Consider the following 18,333-nt stretch of genomic DNA (forward strand, 5'->3'; position numbering starts at 1 on the left):
CCTGTAACGCGGTTGGTGCCAGCAGCGGCGGAAAAGTTCGATGGCGGCGCGAAAAAATGCCATTGATCTTTTTCCGTTTGCGCCGGGCAGGGCTGAGCTGTTATCTGTACGCATAACCAGTGTTCGCTTGCCGTGGCTTTGAATTCCCGTGACCTCCAACCCTCTCGACGATCCGTTCTATTACCTCAACAACTTCCGGCAAGTGCTTGATTGGCTTGGGCTTCGCTATGCCGATGTGATGAGCGCAAGCGAGCACGGCTTCATCCGCGACTTCAACACGCTGCCGCAAGCCTCGCAGGGATTGCTGGTGCGCATGGTCATGCGCAAGGGCATTCACTTTCGCGCGAGCAAACTCAACTATCTGGAAATCGGCGACATTGCCGAGGCGGCGCGGCCGTTGCTCGAACACGGCTGGCTCGACGAACACGCTGCGCTGACCCTGGCAGAGTTGTTTGATGTCCTGCTCAAGGCCGAGCTGCTGCAAGCGTTCGGCACCTTTATAGAACAGCCGAAAGGGCGCAAGGACGAGTGGCTGCCGGTGCTGGCCGAACAGTTCAGCGAGGCGCAGCCCCTGCGTGTCTGGGCGCCGCAACTGGCTGAGCGGCTGTTCAGCCTGACCCTGATGGACCTGTGCGATCGCCTGCGCCTGATGTTCTTCGGCAATCTGTATCAGGACTGGTCGGAGTTCGTGCTGGCCGACCTGGGCATCTTCACTTATGAAAAAGTCGAGTTCTGCGCCGACTCCCGAGGCCTGCGCAGCCGCGAAGACGTCGACGCCTGCCTGTTCCTGCATCAATGCCAGTTGCGCTTTGAAGCCGGTGAAGCGCTGGACGAGATCGTCGAACAGATCGACGCCGTGCAATTCGACAACCCGTGGCTGCGCCGCCGGCAAGCCAAGGCGTTGTTCCAGATCGGCCAGTACGCCGAGCGCATCGGCGACTTTGCCCTGGCCCTGAGTGTTTACCGCGACTGCGCCTACCCGGGCGCACGGCTGCGGATGATCCGTGTGCTCGAACGCTGCGGCGAATATGCATTGGCGCTGGAACTCGGCACGCTGGCCGAACAGGCACCGCAAAGTGCGGCCGAGCAGCAAGGCTTGCAGCGCATCGTCCCGCGTCTGCGGCGCAAACTCGGTGGCCCGCCGCTCAAACGTGCCAAGGCCAGAGAGGTCGAGCGCCTCGACTTGCACTTGCCGCGCATCGATCCGGCGCGGTCGGTGGAATTTCACGTACAAGCGCACTTGCACGCCGATGACGGCCCGGTGCATTACGTCGAGAACAGCCTGATCAATTCACTGTTCGGCCTGTTGTGCTGGCCGGCGATCTTCGCGCCGTTGCCGGGTGCGTTTTTCCACCCGTTCCAGCGCGGCCCGGTGGATCTGCTCAGCGAAGACTTCCTGGAGCGCCGCGCCGAGCTGTTCCAGGCCTGCCTGGGCGAACTCGACGACGGCCGCTACGCCGAGACCATCCGCCAGCGCTTCGTCGACAAGTGGGGCATCCAGTCGCCGTTCGTGTTCTGGGGCGCGCTCAACGAAGACTTGCTGGAACAGGCGCTGGCCTGTCTGCCCGCCGAACACCTGAAACACTGGTTCAACCGATTGCTGCTCGACATCAAGGCCAACCGCGCCGGCATGCCGGACCTGATCCAGTTCTGGCCGCAGCACAAGACCTACCGGATGATCGAAGTCAAAGGCCCCGGCGACCGCTTGCAGGACAATCAGCTGCGCTGGCTGGAGTTCTGCCACGAGCACCAGATGCCGGTGGCCGTGTGTTATGTGCAATGGGCGGAGCAGAGCGCTTGAGCTACAGCGTTGCCGTGCGTGCACTGTGCGAGTTCACCGCCAAGACCGGCGACCTCGACCTGCGCTTCACCCCGTCACCAACGGCGCTGGAAGGCATCGTCGGCCATCGCACCGTGGCCTCGCGACGCAGCGAGCAGTACCAGAGCGAAGTGGCGCTGCAAGGCGAATTCGGCGAGCTGAAGGTCAAGGGCAGGGCGGATGGCTACGATCCGGCGCAAAACTGCCTGGAAGAAGTCAAAACCTATCGCGGCGACCTGAGCAAGCAACCGGCCAATCACCGCCAGTTGCACTGGGCGCAGGCGAAAATCTACGGCTGGTTGATGTGCCAGAAACTGCAATTGCAGCAGATCAATCTGGCGCTGGTGTATTTCGACGTCGTCAGCGAAAAGGAAACCTGCCTGGTTGAATCCTACAGCGCCGAGTCGCTTCAGGGGTTTTTCGCGCAGCAGTGCGCTTTGTTCCTGCAATGGGCCGAGCAGGAAATGGCCCATCGCGAAGCGCGCAATCTGGCCGCGCAGCAACTGGCGTTCCCGCACGCGGATTTTCGTCCCGGCCAACGGCATCTGGCCGAATCAGTGTTCAAAGCCGTCAGCACCGGCCGCTGCCTCATGGCCCAGGCGCCGACCGGCATCGGTAAAACCCTTGGCACGCTGTTTCCGATGCTCAAGGCCTTGGCGCCGCAGCAACTGGACAAGGTGTTCTTTCTCACCGCCAAGACTCCCGGACGCAAGCTGGCGCTGGATGCCAGCCAGGTGTTGTTCAGGCAAACGCCGGACTTGCCGCTGCGGGTGATGGAAATGGTTGCTCGCGACAAGGCCTGCGAACACCCGGACAAGGCCTGCCATGGCGAATCCTGCCCGCTGGCCCAGGGTTTTTACGATCGCTTGCCGGCCGCCCGCGAAGCCGCCAGCCGCATCAACCTGCTCGATCAGGCAGCGATGCGTGAAGTCGCCGCGCAGCACAGCGTGTGCCCGTACTACCTGAGTCAGGAAATGGCCCGTTGGGCGGATGTGGTGGTTGCCGACTACAACTATTACTTCGACTTCAGCGCGCTGCTGTTCGGTCTGGCCCAGCTCAATCAGTGGAGAGTCGCGGTGCTCGCCGACGAGGCGCACAACCTGGTCGAGCGCGGCCGGCAGATGTACAGCGCCAGCCTCGACCAGTTCACCCTCGCCAGCGTGCGCAAAACCGCGCCCGCAGCGTTGAAAAATTCCCTGCAACGGGTCAACCGCGAATGGAACGCGCTGCATGCGCCGCAACTGGCGGCCTATCAGGCCTACGACAAGGCGCCGGACAAGCTCCTGCACGCCATCTCGCTGTGTTGCGCGGCCATTGGCGATTACCTCAACGAACATCCGCAAGGCCTCGACAGCGGTCTGCAGAACTTCTATTTCGACTTGCTGCAATTTGCCCGGGTCGCCGAGCTGTACGACGAGCATTACCTGTTCGATATCAGCAAACGCGACCTCGACCGCAAGCGTCCACTCTCGCAACTGTGCCTGCGCAATGTGGTGCCGGCGGCGTTCATCGGCCCGCGCCTGACAGCGGCGCGCAGCAGTGTGCTGTTCTCGGCCACGCTGAGCCCGCGCAACTACTACGCCGACCTGCTCGGCACGCCCGCCGACACGGTGTGCATCGACGTCGAATCGCCGTTCAGCGCCGAGCAGTTGCAGGTGCACATCGTCAGCCAGATCTCCACGCGTTTTAACCATCGCCAGGCCTCGCTGGAGCCGATCGTCGAGCTGATCGCCCGTCAGTTCAGCGAGCGCCCGGGCAATTATCTGGCGTTCTTCAGCAGTTTCGATTACCTGCAACAGGTCGCGACCTTATTGGCCGAGCGCCATCCGCGCATCACTCAGTGGCTGCAATCGCGGGGCATGGCCGAGGGCGCGCGGCAGGCGTTTCTCGACCAGTTCAGCGCCGACAGCCAGGGCGTCGGGTTTGCGGTGTTGGGCGGCGCGTTTGGCGAGGGCATCGATTTGCCCGGCGCGCGGCTGATCGGCGCGTTCATCGCCACGCTGGGGCTGGCGCAGCTCAACCCGGTCAACGAGCAGATGAAGCGGCGCATGGCCGCCATTTTTGGCGCCGGCTACGACTACACCTATCTGTACCCGGGCATGCAAAAAGTCGTACAAGCCGCCGGGCGGGTGATTCGCACCCGTGAGGATCGCGGCACGGTCATGCTGATCGACGACCGCTTTGCCGAGAGCCGCATCCAGCAACTGCTGCCGCGCTGGTGGGCGATCAAAAGCGAACCGGCGCTGTTCAAATCGACGGATTCACGCATACTTCAGCCCATGACAGTGGCTGGTGAGTGTGATGAGTGAGAACAACAGAACCGCAGCGATCGAAGACAGCCGTTTCCGGCTGCTGATCGACGCGGTTGTCGACTATGCGATCTACATGATCGACCCCGACGGTACCATCACCAGTTGGAACTCCGGCGCAAAACGTTTCAAAGGTTATGAAGAAGCCGAGATCATCGGCGAGCACTTCTCGCGCTTCTATACCCCGGAAGACCGCGCCAACGGCATGCCGCAACGGGCGCTGGACACAGCGATCCGTGAAGGTCGCTTCGAAGGCGAGGGCTGGCGCGTGCGCAAGGACGGCACGCACTTCTGGTCGCACGTGGTGATCGATCCGATCATCGACCCCGACGGCAAGCTGCTCGGTTTCGCCAAGATCACCCGTGACCTCACCGACCGCAAAATGGCCGAGGAAACCCTCAAGCAAAGCGAACAGCAGTTCCGCCTGCTGGTGCAGGGCGTCACCGATTACGCGATCTACATGCTCAGCCCCGAAGGCTGCGTCAGCAACTGGAACCAGGGCGCGCAGCGCATCAAGGGCTATTTGCCGGAAGAGATCATCGGCCAGCATTTTTCGATTTTCTACACCCCCGAAGACCGCGAACTCGGCGAGCCGCAGCGTTCGCTGGAGATTGCCACCCGCGAAGGCCGCTTCGAGAACCGCAGCTGGCGGATGCGCAAGGACGGCACGCGCTTTCTTGCCCATGTAGTGGTCGATGCGATTCGCGGCGACACCGGCGCGTTGCTCGGCTTCGCCAAGATCACCCGCGATGTCACCGAGGCCCACGAAGCACAGCAGGCCCTGGAAAAGACCCGCGAGGCGTTGTTCCAGGCGCAGAAGATGCAGGCGATCGGCCAACTCAGCGGCGGTATCGCCCATGACTTCAACAACCTGCTGACGGTGATTCTCGGCAACCTCGAGATCGTGCAGAAACGCATCGGCGACGCGCCGAAAATCGCTCGACTGCTGGAAAACGCCACCCAAGGCGCCTTGCGCGGTGTGTCGCTCACCCAGCGCATGCTGGCCTTCGCCCGGCGCCAGGAACTGAAGACCGAATCGGTGGATATCCCGCAACTGGTGCAAGGCATCACCGGGCTGCTGCGCAGCTCGCTCGGACCGAGCATTCGTATCGAAACACGCTTTCCCGATGACCTGCAGCCAGTGCTGGCCGATAGTAATCAACTGGAACTGGCGATCCTCAATCTCGCCACCAATGCCCGCGATGCCATGCCCGACGGCGGCACGGTGATCATTCAGGCGCAAGCCGAAGTGGTGCTGGAACAAACTCATTCGACCCTCGCGGCGGGGCGTTACGTGTGCCTGAGCCTGATCGATAGCGGCGAAGGCATGGACGAAGCCACGCTGGCCTGCGCCCGTGATCCGTTCTTCACCACCAAAGGCCTGGGCAAAGGCACCGGGCTGGGCTTGTCGATGGTGCACGGCTTCATCGAGCAGTTGGGCGGGCGCTTTATTCTGAAAAGCGAGAAGGGCCAGGGTACGGCGGCCGAGCTGTGGATTCCGGTGGCACTAGAGCAATCGGCCAGTCGCCCGGCGTACAGCAACGCCGCGCCCATTGCGGTGCCGAGGCTCAGTGTGCTGGTGGTCGATGACGATTCGCTGGTGCTGACCAGCACCAGTCTGTTGCTCGAAGACCTCGGCCACCGCGTTATCGGCGCGACCTCCGGCGCCCAGGCGCTGGCGCTGTTCGATCAGGGCGAAGTCATCGATCTGGTGATCACCGACATGGCCATGCCAAAAATGAGCGGCGCGCAACTGGCTCACGCCCTGCGTATGCTCAAGCCGGATCTGCCGATCATTCTCGCCACTGGATATGCCGAACGCCTGGAGGGTTTTGCCGCTCAACTGCCGCGTCTGCCGAAACCGTTCACCCAAGCGAGTCTGGTGCAGATCATCGCTCAATCGATGAAGTGACGCGCTGGTCGATCCGGCTGAACTAGTGCTGACGCGTGCCTTTCCAAAAGTCTTGTTCACTTTTGGAGGGCACGTCTCTTGTCTCGCATATTGACCCAGCCAAGCGCTGTTGAAGAAGCCTTGGCCGAACACGACGCCAAGATGTTTGGCTCACCCAAGGAGCGCCTGGATTTCTATCGCCGGGAAATCCAGTACGAAACCAGCATCCTCGCCAACCGCACCGACGCCTATCTGGCGGCGCAGTCGTTTCTGGTGATCGCTTTCGCCTCGTGCATGGCCAACCTCAATCCGGAGTGGGGCAAGATGTTCACCCTCGTCGTGCCGCCGTTTCTGGCGTTGCTCGGTGTGCTCAGTTCATTGAATGCCTGGCCGGGGATTCGTGCGGCGTACGACATCATCGATCACTGGCACTTCAAACAGAGCCAGTTGCTGCACAGCGAGCCGGTAATGGGCGCGGCGTATGACGAGTCACCCCTGTTCAGCGAAATGGAATCGAGCCACAAGGGTTATCGCAAGTCGCTGCTGTTCTCGGTGCGCACGCCTTGGATTTTTGCCACGTTCTGGGTGATGTTGGGGGTGTATGCGGTGTTTATTCAGGTGACCAATCCTTGAGGTGGATTGGTCGGGACAGGTGCTGGATGTTGTGGTGTTAATGTGATTTTACCCCCTCACCCTAGCCCTCCCGAAACGTCGGACCGCCCCCAAGGGGGCGAGGGGAAAGGGAGCAGATTTTCACGCTTTTCAAAATTTGTATTCGACTCGATTTTTCAGGTCGATGAATAACGAAAAACACCCCGGTCAGTCCCCTCTCCCTCGGGGAGAGGGCTAGGGTGAGGGGCTTTTGACTTTTATTACGCAGTTTCCAGCTCACGCCGCGCAGTTACAGCATTCTGCACCGCCGCCGGAATCGGCGGGAAATCCTCATTCAGCACACACAGATGATCAATCGCATCTTCAAACTTCGCATCGGCTTTCTTGCGCAGTGCCCGGTATTGCTCAAAGCGCTCGAAGTCGGTCGGCGTCTGTTCCAGCAGCGCGTTGGCCGCTCGGTTCAGTTCGTGGGCTTCTTCGAACAGTTGACGATTGCGTTCCAGAGCCAGTGCTCTGCAAGCCTTGATTTGCGCAGGAGTCGAGCATTCGTTCATGACCGTGACCTTGTTTGTGTCGGGGTTCCGTTTAATAGGCTGTTCACCGCAGGGGAACCGAACCTGCCGGGCCGCGCTGATGATTGGCGCGGTTAAAGTTGTGACCGTTGGGTCGCGCCCGGCGATCCATTTTTTTGCAGAAAAATCTTCGATGATTCCCAGCCAAGCGCAGCGGCCGACGAATCAGCTTTTTCGTTGCTTCAGACGTTCATAGCGCGCCAGCATCGGTTGTGTGCTGATGCCATGCAGCAGAATGCTCAGGGCCACCACCGACAAAGTGATATCGGTACAGACCTTGGCCACGTCGGAATCCAGGCCATGGTTCAGGGCGAAGAACAGATAGAACAGGCTGCCGATGCCGCGAATGCCAAACCAGCCGATCAACAAACGCTGCGGTCCGCTGAGCAGATTGCCCCACGGCATCAGCGCCACGCTCAGCGGGCGAATCAGGCAGAACAGCACCGCGCCGATCCACAACGCCCGCCAGTCCCAGTGCGCTATCAGCACGACGCCGAGCAGGGTCACCAGAAACACTTCCATCGCCCGTTCGACCAGACTGCCGAACGCCAGCATGTCGCCCATCATGATCCCCGCTGCAACCTGGCTGTCTTCCAGTTGCTCGGTATCGCCATGCACGGCGTTCTGCGGTTCGACATTCTGATGACCGACCACCGGCTGCACCAGATGCTCGGCAGGTGCCTGGGTGATGCCCGTGGATTTGACTTCCTCCTGACGCAGGCCCAGGCCAGCAGCGAAGACCGCAAGAAAGCCGTAGCCGCCAATGGCGTCGGCGACCACGTAGGACAGCGCGATCAGCGCGAGTGTCAGGTAATCGTTGGGGCCGAGGGTGCTGTCCTCGTTGTGAATGCGCAGCAATAGGGCGATCCGGCCGATGCCGCGACCCATGCCGTAACCGATTAACAGACCTGCCGGCACTGCCCAGAGCAAATCGTTTAAGAACCACTGTTGCAAGTCGCTGAAACTGCCGTCGGTGTGCAACAGCAGTAAGCCGAGGAATACGAAGGGGAAAGCCACGCCATCATTGAGCCCGGCTTCACCGGAGAGGCCGAAACGCACGCTGTCGATGTCCTGCGCATCATTGACCTGCACCAGCGCGGCGAGCACCGGGTCGGTCGGAGCCAGAATCGCGCCGATCAGCAGGGAAGGCCCCCACGGCAATTGCAGGCCCCAGTGCAACAGCAGACACACGCCGATGATGCTCAGAATCATCACCGGCCCGGCCAGACCAAAAGCGATGCGCCAGGTCTTGTTGCCCAGCGGCAGGCGCAATTTCAAACCGCAGACGAACAAGGAAAAAAGCACCGCGACTTCCGTCAGGTGCTCCATCCACAACGACGATTCCTCCAGCGGCAATTGCAGCAGGTCGAGGCCGCTGGGGCCGATGGCGATGCCCAGCAGCAGGCACACCGCCGAGGTGGTGACCGGCATCCAGCGCAACCATGACGACGTCAGGGCCAGCGTCAGCAGCACGGCGCCGAGCACCGCGACCCATACGCCGAAACTCATGACCGCTCACTGCGGTGAATTCTCAAGGACAGGCGCACCGGCTCAGCTCACGGTCGTGCGCAGGTACTCGGGGATGAGCACGTTGAACCACAGCAGAATCATCGACACCAGCATGGTCACCAGCACCAGCAGGCCAACGCCCCACACGCACGCCGAATACAGCAGGCCTTGCTCCTTGCGCTCATGCATGAAGGTCGGCAGGCCGACGAACAGCAGAAACGTCGAATAGATCGACGCGGCGCCGAGCACCAGAATTGCCAGCCAGCGGCTCGGGTACAGCCCGGCAATCCCGGCGAGGAAAAACGGCGTCACCGTGTAGGCGGCAAAACCGATGCATTGATTGAGCGTTGGCCGCGCATCGAATGAACGCGACATCCAGCGAATAAACCCGCCGATAATCGCGACACCCGCGACGATCGTCACGTACAGCAACACGCTCAGTTGCAAGGCGCTGGCCGTGCTCAGGCGCACGTTTTCACCCACGGCTAGGCTCCAGCCGACCTGGGTGGTGCCGATGAACAGGCACACGGCCGGAATCAGCGCGAGCAGCAGCAGATGCGCGAGGTAGTGGCGGGGATGGGTTTCCTCTTCGCGGCGGATATCGGTCCAGGCGAAGTTGGGTTGGGTGAAGAGTCTGACGAGGGGGGCGGACATGACAACCTCCTGTTCCTGTTGGCCCGTAGGCGTTTACAGGTATGGAGAGATGCCATGCCGCTCGGGTTCAGTTTTTCTGCTGCACGGTTACAGCATCGGTTTGCCGCCGGTCACGCCGTAGCGCTGACCGGTGATATAGCTGGCTTCGTCGGAGGCCAGCAGCACGTAAATCGGCGCGACTTCCACCGGTTGGCCGGGACGGCCGAGCGGGGTGCTGCCGCCGAAGTTCTGCACTTCTTCATCGGGCATGGTCGAGACGATCAGCGGCGTCCAGATCGGGCCGGGTGCGACGCTGTTGACGCGAATTTCCTTCGGCCCGAGCATCTGCGCCAGGCCACCGGTGAAGTTGGCGATTGCGCCTTTGGTGGTGGCGTAGGCCAGCAGGGTCGGCTTGGGCATATCCGAGTTGACCGAGCTGGTGTTGATGATCGACGAACCGGGGCGCATGTGTTTGATCGCCGCCTGGCAGATCCTGAACATGGCGGTGATGTTAACGTCGAAGGTCATCACCCATTCGTCATCGGGGATTTCTTCAAAGTTTTCGTGCGTCATCTGGAACGCGGCATTGTTGACCAGAATGTCGATGCGGCCAAAGCGCTCGACGGTCTTGTCGACCAGCGCTTGGCACTGCGCTTTCTCGGCGATATCGCCCGGCAGCAGGATGCACTGACGCCCGGCTTGCTCGACCCAGCGTGCTGTTTCCTTGGCGTCTTCGTGTTCATTCAGGTAAGCCACGGCGACATCGGCGCCTTCACGGGCGAAGGCAATCGCCACTGCGCGACCGATGCCGCTGTCAGCGCCGGTGATCAGCGCAATCTTGCCGGCCAGACGGCCGGAACCGACGTAACTTTGCTCGCCGCAGTCTGGATACGGCTCCATCTTGCGTTGCGAGCCGGGCACCGGTTGGGCTTGTTTCGGGAAGGGTGGTTTTGGATAGTCAGTCATCGCAGGGTCTCCTGATTTCAAGGCCAGTGTTCCGGGTTGACCCGGTGGCTTTGCCTTGAGTTCGATCGGATTTGCGTTGGATTTAGTTGGCTATGCAAAACCAATGTGGGAGCGAGCCTGCTCGCGAAAGCGGTCTGTCAGACGATAAATATGTCGACTGACACTGCGCTTTCGCGAGCAGGCTCGCTCCCACAAAGGATCACTTACACAGGGGAATCTCGGGGCAGGATCAGAGATTGCGGTTAGCCAAAGCCCGCTCCATCCGCGCAACCCCTTCTTCCAGCAACGCCCTCGGGCAGCCGAAGTTCAAACGCACAAACTGCTGATGCCGGTCACCAAAATCCAGTCCGGCACTCAGGCCGACCTTGCCCTGTTCGAGGAAGAATCGTTGCGGATCCGGCAGGTCCAGCGCGGTGCAATCGAGCCACGCCAGATACGTGCCCTGCGGCACATTGATGGTAACGCCCGGCAGGCGCGTGCGCACCGCGCCTACCAGCCAGTCGCGGTTGGCCTGCAGGTAGGTTTTCAGTTCGGCGAGCCACGGCGCGGCTTCGCTGTAGGCGACGCGGGTGGCTTCCATGCCCAGCGGGTTGACGCTGTCGACCATGCCGCAGCGAGCGTGGTTGACGCGCTCACGCAGGGCGGCGTCCTGGATGATCATGAACGAGGTCTTGAGGCCGGCGATGTTGTAGGCCTTGCTCGCCGACATCAGGGTGATCGTGCGTTTGGAAATCTCGGGGCTCAGCGATGCGGTGGGAATGTGCACGCGGCCGTCGAAGCACAGTTCGGCGTGAATCTCGTCGGAGATGATCCACGCGTCCTGCGCTGCGCAGATGTCCGCGACTGCCTGCAACTCTTCGCGGTCGAAGACCTTGCCGAGCGGGTTGTGCGGGTTGCTCAACAGCAGGGCGCCGCCGCCTTTCAGCGACTCGCGCAGTGCGTCCAATGGAGTGGCGTAGGTGCCATCGGCCTGGGCGTTGAATTCCAGCTCGACCTTGTTCAGGCCCCAATGCCCCGGCGCATGACGCAGTGGCGGGTAGTTCGGCACTTGCACGACGACATTCTGCTGCGCCTGGACCAAAGCCTTCAGCGCCATGTTGAAGCCGGATTCCACGCCCGGCAGGAAGATCAGCTCCTGCGGTTTGACCTGCCATGAATACTTGTTCCACAGGTCGGCGACGATGGCTTCACGCAGGTTGTCCTGGGCCACGCTGTAACCGAGCAGCGGGTGCAGCAGGCGCTGTTGCAGGGCTTCGACGATGACCGGCGGCGCGGCAAAATCCATGTCAGCGACCCACATCGGCAACACATCGGCCGGGTAACGGCTCCACTTGGTGCTGCCAGTGTGGTGGCGGTCGAACAGCTGATCAAAATCGAAAGTCATGCGCGGTCTCGTCAAGGCGGAGTTGGTTCTGCCGGACATTCTATGCGCAACTCGTTCCCTGTAGGAGTGAGCCTGCTCGCAATAGCGATCTGACTGATCGTTCCCACGCTCCGCGTGGGAATGCAGCCCGGGACGCTCTGCGTCCCAGTGGAACGCGGAGCGTCCCTTGAGGCATTCCCACGCAGAGCGTGGGAACGATCAATACCTCGAGATTGCAGATGAAACACCCGACGGTCGGTTTTCACACAATCGGCAAGGTCTTTGTCTACAGTGAAAAAGTCGGCGCCAAGGCGTCGCAACCGTGATTGTCCAGATAAAGCCCGGCGCAAGTACCGGGTTCCACCTGATCAGGAGTGCACGATGGATCTCAGCCGTCGTCAGTTCTTCAAGGTCGCCGGTATCGGCCTTGCAGGCTCAAGCCTGGGCGCGTTGGGCATGGCCCCGACGGCGGCCTTCGCCGAGCAGGTGCGTCACTTCAAGCTCGCCCACACCCGTGAAACCCGCAACACCTGCCCGTATTGCTCGGTCGGTTGCGGTTTGATCATGTACAGCCAGGGCGATGCCGGCAAGAACGTGGCGCAAAACATCATTCACATCGAAGGCGACGCCGACCACCCGGTCAATCGCGGCACGCTGTGCCCGAAAGGCGCGGGCCTGCTCGACTTCATTCACAGCCCCGGCCGCTTGCAGTACCCGCAGGTGCGCAAGCCCGGCAGCAATGAATGGACGCGCATCGGCTGGGACGAAGCCCTCGATCGCATCGCCGACCTGATGAAGGCCGACCGCGACGCCAACTTCATCGAGAAAAATGCCAACGGGCAAACGGTGAATCGCTGGCTGACCACCGGATTCCTCGCGGCGTCGGCGGCATCCAACGAAGCCGGCTACATCACCCAGAAGGTGATTCGCAGCCTCGGTCTGCTGGGGTTCGATAACCAGGCGCGTGTCTGACACGGCCCGACGGTGGCAAGTCTTGCCCCGACGTACGGCCGTGGTGCCATGACCAACACCTGGACCGATATCGCCAACGCGAATCTGATCCTGGTAATGGGTGGCAACGCAGCAGAAGCGCATCCGTGCGGCTTCAAATGGGTGACCGAGGCCAAGGCGCATAACGCCGCGCGGCTGATCGTGGTCGATCCGCGTTTTACCCGGACCGCTTCGGTGGCCGACTATTACGCGCCGATCCGCACCGGCACCGACATCGCCTTCATGGGCGGGTTGATCAATTACCTGCTGACCGAGGACAAGATCCAGCACGAGTACGTGCGCAATTACACCGACGTGTCGTTCATCGTCAAAGCCGGTTATGGCTTCGAAGACGGCCTGTTCAGCGGCTATGACGCGGAAAAACGCAGCTACACCGATAAGTCCGGCTGGGGTTACGAATTCGCCGAGGATGGTTTCGTCCGCGTCGACCCGACCCTGCAAGACCCGCGCTGCGTTTATCAACTGATGAAGCAGCATTACAGCCGCTACAACATCGACCTGGCCAGCCAGATTTGCGGCATGCCCGTCGACGCCATGCAGAAAATCTGGGAAGAGATCGCCACCTGCTCGACACCGGGCAAGACCATGACGATTCTCTATGCCCTCGGCTGGACGCAGCACTCGATCGGCGCGCAGATCATCCGCAGCGCGGCGATGGTGCAACTGCTGTTGGGCAACGTTGGCATGCCCGGCGGTGGCGTCAATGCGCTGCGCGGACACTCGAACATTCAGGGCCTGACCGACCTCGGCCTGCTGTCCAACGCCTTGCCCGGCTACCTCACGCTGCCCAGCGACAGCGAGCAGGACTATGGCCAGTTCATCTTCAAACGCACGCAGGTTCCGCTCAGACCGGGGCAGCTGTCGTACTGGCAGAACTACAGCAAATTCCACGTCAGCCTGATGAAATCCTGGTACGGCGCCAACGCCACCGCCGAGAACAACTGGCTGTTCGACCATTTGCCGAAGCTCGACATCCCTAATTACGACGTGCTGAAAATGTTCGACCTGATGAGCCAGGGCAAGGTCAACGGCTACTTCTGTCAGGGCTTTAATCCGATCGCCGCGTTGCCGGACAAGAACCGCGTGATGGGCGCGTTGGCCAAGCTCAAGTGGCTGGTGGTGATGGACCCGCTCGCCACGGAAACCTCGGAGTTCTGGCAGAACGTCGGGCCGTACAACGACGTGAAAACCGCTGAAATCCAGACCGAAGTCATTCGCCTGCCGACCACCTGTTTTGCCGAAGAGGACGGCTCGCTGGTCAACAGCAGCCGCTGGCTGCAATGGCACTGGAAGGGCGCCGACGGCCCCGGCGAAGCGCAGACCGACGTTCGCATCATGAGCGAACTGTTCCTGCGCCTGCGCCAGCGTTATCAGACCGAAGGCGGCAAGTTTCCTGATCCGCTGCTGAAACTGTCGTGGCCGTACAAGATCCCCGACGAGCCTTCGCCGGAAGAACTGGCGCGGGAGATCAACGGCACCGCCGTCAGCGATTTCACCGATGCCGGCGGCGTCACGGTCAAGGCCGGTACGCAACTGGCCGGCTTCGGTTTGCTCAAGGATGACGGCAGCACCGCGTCCGGTTGCTGGATTTTCGCCGGCAGCTGGACCGAGGCCGGCAATCAGATGGCGCGGCGCGATAACGCCGACCCATTTGGCATGCACCAGCATCAAGGCTGGGCGTGGGCCTGGCCGGCGAATCGGCGAATCCTCTACAACCGTGCTTCGGCGGACCCGGCGGGCAAACCGTGGGATCCGAAAAAGCGGCTGGTGTGGTGGAACGGCAAGGCCTGGACCGGCACCGACGTGCCGGATTACAAGGCCGATGTGCCGCCGGAAGCCGGGATGAATCCGTTCATCATGAACCCCGAGGGCGTCGCGCGGTTCTTCGCCGTCGACAAGATGAACGAAGGGCCATTCCCTGAGCACTACGAGCCGTTCGAAACGCCGATCGGCATCAACCCGCTGCACCCGCAGAACAAGAAGGCCACCAGCAACCCGGCGGCGCGGATCTTTGATTCGGTCTGGGAAACCCTCGGCGAGGCCAAGGACTTCCCCTACGCCGGCACCAGTTACCGGCTCACCGAGCATTTCCACTTCTGGAGCAAGCACTGCAAGTTGAACGCGATCGCTCAGCCCGAGCAATTCGTCGAAATCGGCGAGGTGCTGGCGAACGAGAAGGGCATTGCTGCCGGTGATCGTGTGCGCGTCAGCTGCAAGCGCGGGTTTATCGAGGCGGTGGCGGTGGTGACGAAAAGGATCCGGCCGCTGCAGGTCAACGGCCAGGTCGTGCATCAGATCGGCATCCCGCTGCACTGGGGTTTCACCGGCCTGACGCGTCACGGTTACCTGACCAACACCCTGGTGCCGTTCCTCGGCGATGGCAACACTCAGACCCCGGAATCCAAGTCATTCCTGGTCAACGTGGAGAAACTGTAAATGGCCAGCCAAGACATCATTGCCCGCTCGGCCACCACCACCGTGCCGCCGTCAGTGAGGACCCAGCAGGGCGTTGCCAAGCTGATCGACACGACCAAATGCATCGGCTGCAAGGCCTGCCAGGTCGCCTGCTCGGAATGGAACGAGCTGCGCGACGAGGTCGGCCACAACCACGGCACCTACGACAATCCGCAGGATCTGACGGCGGATTCGTGGACGCTGATGCGCTTCACTGAGCACGAAACCGACGCCGGCAACCTCGAATGGCTGATCCGCAAGGACGGCTGCATGCACTGCGCCGAACCCGGTTGTCTGGCCGCGTGCCCGAGCCCCGGAGCGATCATTCAGCACGCCAACGGCATCGTCGATTTCGATCAGGACCACTGCATCGGTTGTGGCTATTGCATCACCGGTTGCCCGTTCAACATCCCGCGCATTTCGCAGAAGGATCACAAGGCCTACAAATGCACGCTGTGTTCCGATCGGGTTGCGGTAGGGCTGGAGCCGGCCTGCGTGAAAACCTGCCCGACCGGCGCGATCGTCTTCGGCACCAAGGAAGACATGCAAGAACACGCCGCCGAACGCATCGTCGACCTGAAAAGCCGTGGCTTTGAAAACGCTGGTTTGTACGACCCGGCAGGCGTTGGTGGCACCCACGTGATGTACGTGCTGCACCACGCCGACACGCCGAAAATCTACGCCGGTTTGCCGGACCATCCGGCGATCAGTCCGCTGGTGGGTTTGTGGAAAGGCATCAGCAAACCCCTCGGCCTGCTGGCGATGGGCGCGGCGGTGCTGGCCGGGTTCTTCCACTACGTGCGCATCGGCCCGAATCGTGTCGAGGAGGATGAGCATCCGGCGCCACCCGATACCTCGGTGCACGTGGTCGACCCGGCGGTGCACACCTTCGATCCACGCGGGGAGGAGCGGCCATGAGCAACAAGACGATCCTGCGTTACAGCGCCAACCAGCGCACCAATCACTGGCTGGTGGCGATCCTGTTTTTCATGGCCGGGTTGTCCGGGCTGGCGTTGTTTCATCCGTCGCTGTTCTGGCTGAGTAACCTGTTCGGCGGCGGCACCTGGACGCGGATCCTGCACCCGTACATGGGCATCGCCATGTTCGTGCTGTTCCTCGGCCTGGTGTTCAGCTTCTGGCGCACCAATTTCTTTATCGCCAATGACCGCCAGTGGCTGCGGCGGATCAACCGGGTGATGGTCAACGACGAAGAAAGCGTGCCGCCGGTGGGTAAATACAACGCCGGGCAGAAATTGCTGTTCTGGACTTTACTGCTGTGCATGCTCGCGTTGCTGTTCACCGGGCTGGTGATCTGGCGCGCGTGGTTCAGCGCGTATTTCGGCATCAGCGTGATCCGCTGGGCCATGCTGTTGCATGCGCTGGCCGGGTTCGTGCTGGTGCTGAGCATCATCGTGCACATCTACGCCGGTTTGTGGATCAAGGGTTCGGTCGACGCCATGCTGCATGGCTGGGTCAGCCGGCCGTGGGCGAAGAAACACCATGAACTGTGGTACCGCGAGGTGACCCGCGACGAACAGCCTCGGGACCTGCCCGAGCGACCGCTGACGAAAAAGGGCTGACTTTTGCCAAGCATTCTTGAACCCGGGGAAATCGAGGCGGCGGCCAGTTCGCCGCCGTTTCTGTACCTGCCACCACGTAACCTGTTTGCCCTGCGTGCTGAGCGCCTTGAGCGTCTGGCCGAGGGCAATGGGTTGGCGGATTATCTGCGGCTGATGGCCGGATTGTGCCGGGCGCAGCAGCAGGTGTTCGACGATCCGCCGCTGACCGCGCCGTTTGATGCGCAGCGTTTCGAAGCCTGTCAGCAGCACGGTCTGCCGCCGTTCGCGGCAGACACCTTGGTGCGCGAGGATGCCTGGCAGCCGTGGCTGAATGCCTTGCTGCAGCGCTATGCGCCTGCGGATCAGCCAGCGGTGATCGACGCGCTGGATACTTTGCGCGGCGCCAGTCCCGGCCAGTTGCGCGCGTGGGCAGTGGCGCTGGTCAGCGGTCAATATTCGCTGGTGCCAGCGGCGCTGGTGCCGTTTCTCGGCGCGGCGCTGCAAACCGCCTGGAGCCACTGGCTGCTGAGCGTGCCGCAACTGCAACTGAAACCCGGCGACAGCCTCAGCCAATGCCCGGCCTGTGGTTCACCGGCCATGGCCGGGGTCATTCGCCATCGCGGCAAGCACAACGGTTTGCGCTATCTGGTGTGTTCGCTGTGCGCCTGCGAATGGCATGTGGTGCGTGTCAAGTGCGTGTATTGCGAGCGGAGCAAAGGCCTTGAATATCTCAGCGAGGAAGACGACCGCCACAGCGCCGAACAGGCCCCGCTGCGCGCCGAAGTCTGCCCGAGCTGCAACAGCTACCTGAAATTGCTCTATCTGGAAAACGATGCCGAAGCCGAGGCGTTGTCGGCAGATCTCGGCAGTTTGCTGCTGGACATGCGCCTGGCCCAGGACGGCTATCAGCGTCTGGCGCCCAATCTGTTGCTGGCGCCGGGGGACGACTGACCAGAGCAAAATTGTGGGAGAGGGGTGTGCTCCCACAAGTCTCTGTGCCGAATCACAAAGCCCGGTCAGCCCCGGATTTCTCTGTGGGAGCGAGCCTGCTCGCGAAGGCGTCAGGTCAGCCACCTCCACATTGACTGACACACCGCATTCGCGAGCAGGCTCGCTCCCACAGGTTTTTTGTGGTGACCAACAATGTTCATTCCACCCCGAATCCCTGTGGGAGCTGGCTTGCCAGCTCGCACAGATTTGTGGGCCGAATCACAAAGCCCGGTCAGCCCCGGATTTCTCTGTGGGAGCGAGCCTGCTCGCGAAGGCGTCAGGTCAGCCACCTCCACATTGACTGACACACCGCATTCGCGAGCAGGCTCGCTCCCACAGGTTTTTTGTGGTGACCAACAATGTTCATTCCACCCCGAATCACTGTGGGAGCTGGCTTGCCAGCGATTCGGTCGGCACATTCACCGCCTTCTTTGACTGACCCACCGCAATCGCTGGCAAGCCAGCCACAGATTTGTGTGCCGAATCACAAAGCCCGGTCAGCCCCGGATTTCTCTGTGGGAGCGAGCCTGCTCGCGAAGGCGTCAGGTCAGCCACCTCCACATTGACTGACACACCGCATTCGCGAGCAGGCTCGCTCCCACAGGTTTTTTGTGGTGACCAACAATGTTCATTCCACCCCGAATC

The 18,333-nt window shown here is 61.6% G+C and carries 14 protein-coding genes; 8 read left to right on the top strand and 6 right to left on the bottom strand.

All coding sequences use genetic code 11. From position 1 onward, the window contains the following. Positions 1–148: 148 nt before the first annotated feature. The 4 genes from D8U71_RS13495 (at position 149) to D8U71_RS13510 (ending at position 6,652) form a co-directional block, all read left to right on the top strand. On the top strand, positions 149–1,801 hold the full coding sequence (locus tag D8U71_RS13495; protein ID WP_130887950.1) for a VRR-NUC domain-containing protein: 1,653 nt from the start codon (positions 149–151) through the stop codon (positions 1,799–1,801). Further along, a complete protein-coding gene (locus tag D8U71_RS13500; RefSeq protein WP_130887951.1) occupies positions 1,798–4,128 on the top strand; it encodes an ATP-dependent DNA helicase in 2,331 nt (776 codons plus the stop codon). Before D8U71_RS13495 ends, D8U71_RS13500 begins: the two co-directional genes overlap by 4 nt. Next, on the top strand, positions 4,121–6,040 hold the full coding sequence (locus D8U71_RS13505; protein WP_130887952.1) for a PAS domain-containing sensor histidine kinase: 1,920 nt from the start codon (positions 4,121–4,123) through the stop codon (positions 6,038–6,040). Before D8U71_RS13500 ends, D8U71_RS13505 begins: the two co-directional genes overlap by 8 nt. 78 nt (positions 6,041–6,118) lie before the next feature. After that, positions 6,119–6,652 carry a hypothetical protein gene (locus tag D8U71_RS13510; protein ID WP_016774826.1) on the top strand — a complete coding sequence of 178 codons (534 nt, stop codon included), beginning with the start codon at positions 6,119–6,121 and terminating at the stop codon, positions 6,650–6,652. 239 nt (positions 6,653–6,891) lie between these two features. Here the strand turns inward: D8U71_RS13510 and D8U71_RS13515 are convergent, their stop codons facing one another. The 5 genes from D8U71_RS13515 to D8U71_RS13535 form a co-directional block, all read right to left on the bottom strand. Next, entirely contained in the window at positions 6,892–7,185 is a 294-nt protein-coding gene (locus tag D8U71_RS13515; RefSeq protein WP_016774825.1) for a hypothetical protein, read from the bottom strand. 183 nt (positions 7,186–7,368) lie between these two features. Continuing rightward, positions 7,369–8,712, bottom strand: a complete 1,344-nt coding sequence (locus D8U71_RS13520) for a cation:proton antiporter (protein ID WP_130887953.1) — start codon at positions 8,710–8,712, stop codon at positions 7,369–7,371. A gap of 42 nt (positions 8,713–8,754) precedes the next feature. Beyond that, the gene (locus D8U71_RS13525) at positions 8,755–9,366 is read right to left on the bottom strand and encodes a Yip1 family protein (protein WP_016774823.1); all 612 of its coding nucleotides are present in this window, start codon (positions 9,364–9,366) and stop codon (positions 8,755–8,757) included. An 87-nt stretch (positions 9,367–9,453) separates the two neighbouring features. Beyond that, positions 9,454–10,311, bottom strand: coding sequence for a glucose 1-dehydrogenase (locus D8U71_RS13530; protein ID WP_016774822.1), 858 nt, complete (start codon positions 10,309–10,311; stop codon positions 9,454–9,456). Between the two features lie 229 nt (positions 10,312–10,540). Next, a complete protein-coding gene (locus tag D8U71_RS13535) occupies positions 10,541–11,695 on the bottom strand; it encodes a PatB family C-S lyase (RefSeq protein ID WP_130887954.1) in 1,155 nt (384 codons plus the stop codon). Positions 11,696–12,055: 360 nt separating this feature from the next. On the opposite strand from D8U71_RS13535, the gene fdnG reads away from it, so the two are divergent. The 4 genes from fdnG to fdhE are packed head-to-tail and all read left to right on the top strand — an operon-like array spanning position 12,056 to position 17,649. Next, positions 12,056–15,121 carry a formate dehydrogenase-N subunit alpha gene (gene fdnG, locus D8U71_RS13545; RefSeq protein ID WP_153188858.1) on the top strand — a complete coding sequence of 1,022 codons (3,066 nt, stop codon included), beginning with the start codon at positions 12,056–12,058 and terminating at the stop codon, positions 15,119–15,121. Next, positions 15,122–16,057, top strand: coding sequence for a formate dehydrogenase subunit beta (fdxH, locus tag D8U71_RS13550; RefSeq protein ID WP_125926630.1), 936 nt, complete (start codon positions 15,122–15,124; stop codon positions 16,055–16,057). Then, the gene (locus D8U71_RS13555; RefSeq protein WP_125926631.1) at positions 16,054–16,719 is read left to right on the top strand and encodes a formate dehydrogenase subunit gamma; all 666 of its coding nucleotides are present in this window, start codon (positions 16,054–16,056) and stop codon (positions 16,717–16,719) included. The genes fdxH and D8U71_RS13555 overlap by 4 nt, the downstream gene beginning before the upstream one ends. A gap of 3 nt (positions 16,720–16,722) precedes the next feature. Then, positions 16,723–17,649, top strand: a complete 927-nt coding sequence (gene fdhE, locus D8U71_RS13560; protein ID WP_130887955.1) for a formate dehydrogenase accessory protein FdhE — start codon at positions 16,723–16,725, stop codon at positions 17,647–17,649. A 417-nt stretch (positions 17,650–18,066) separates the two neighbouring features. Here fdhE and D8U71_RS28480 read toward each other — a convergent pair. Next, positions 18,067–18,333 (bottom strand): hypothetical protein (locus D8U71_RS28480; RefSeq protein ID WP_206663207.1); only part of this gene is annotated, 267 nt, incomplete at its 5' end.

This window comes from Pseudomonas sp. Sample_21, assembly GCF_004307525.1.
In the GTDB taxonomy this organism is placed as follows: Bacteria; Pseudomonadota; Gammaproteobacteria; order Pseudomonadales; family Pseudomonadaceae; genus Aquipseudomonas; species Aquipseudomonas atacamensis.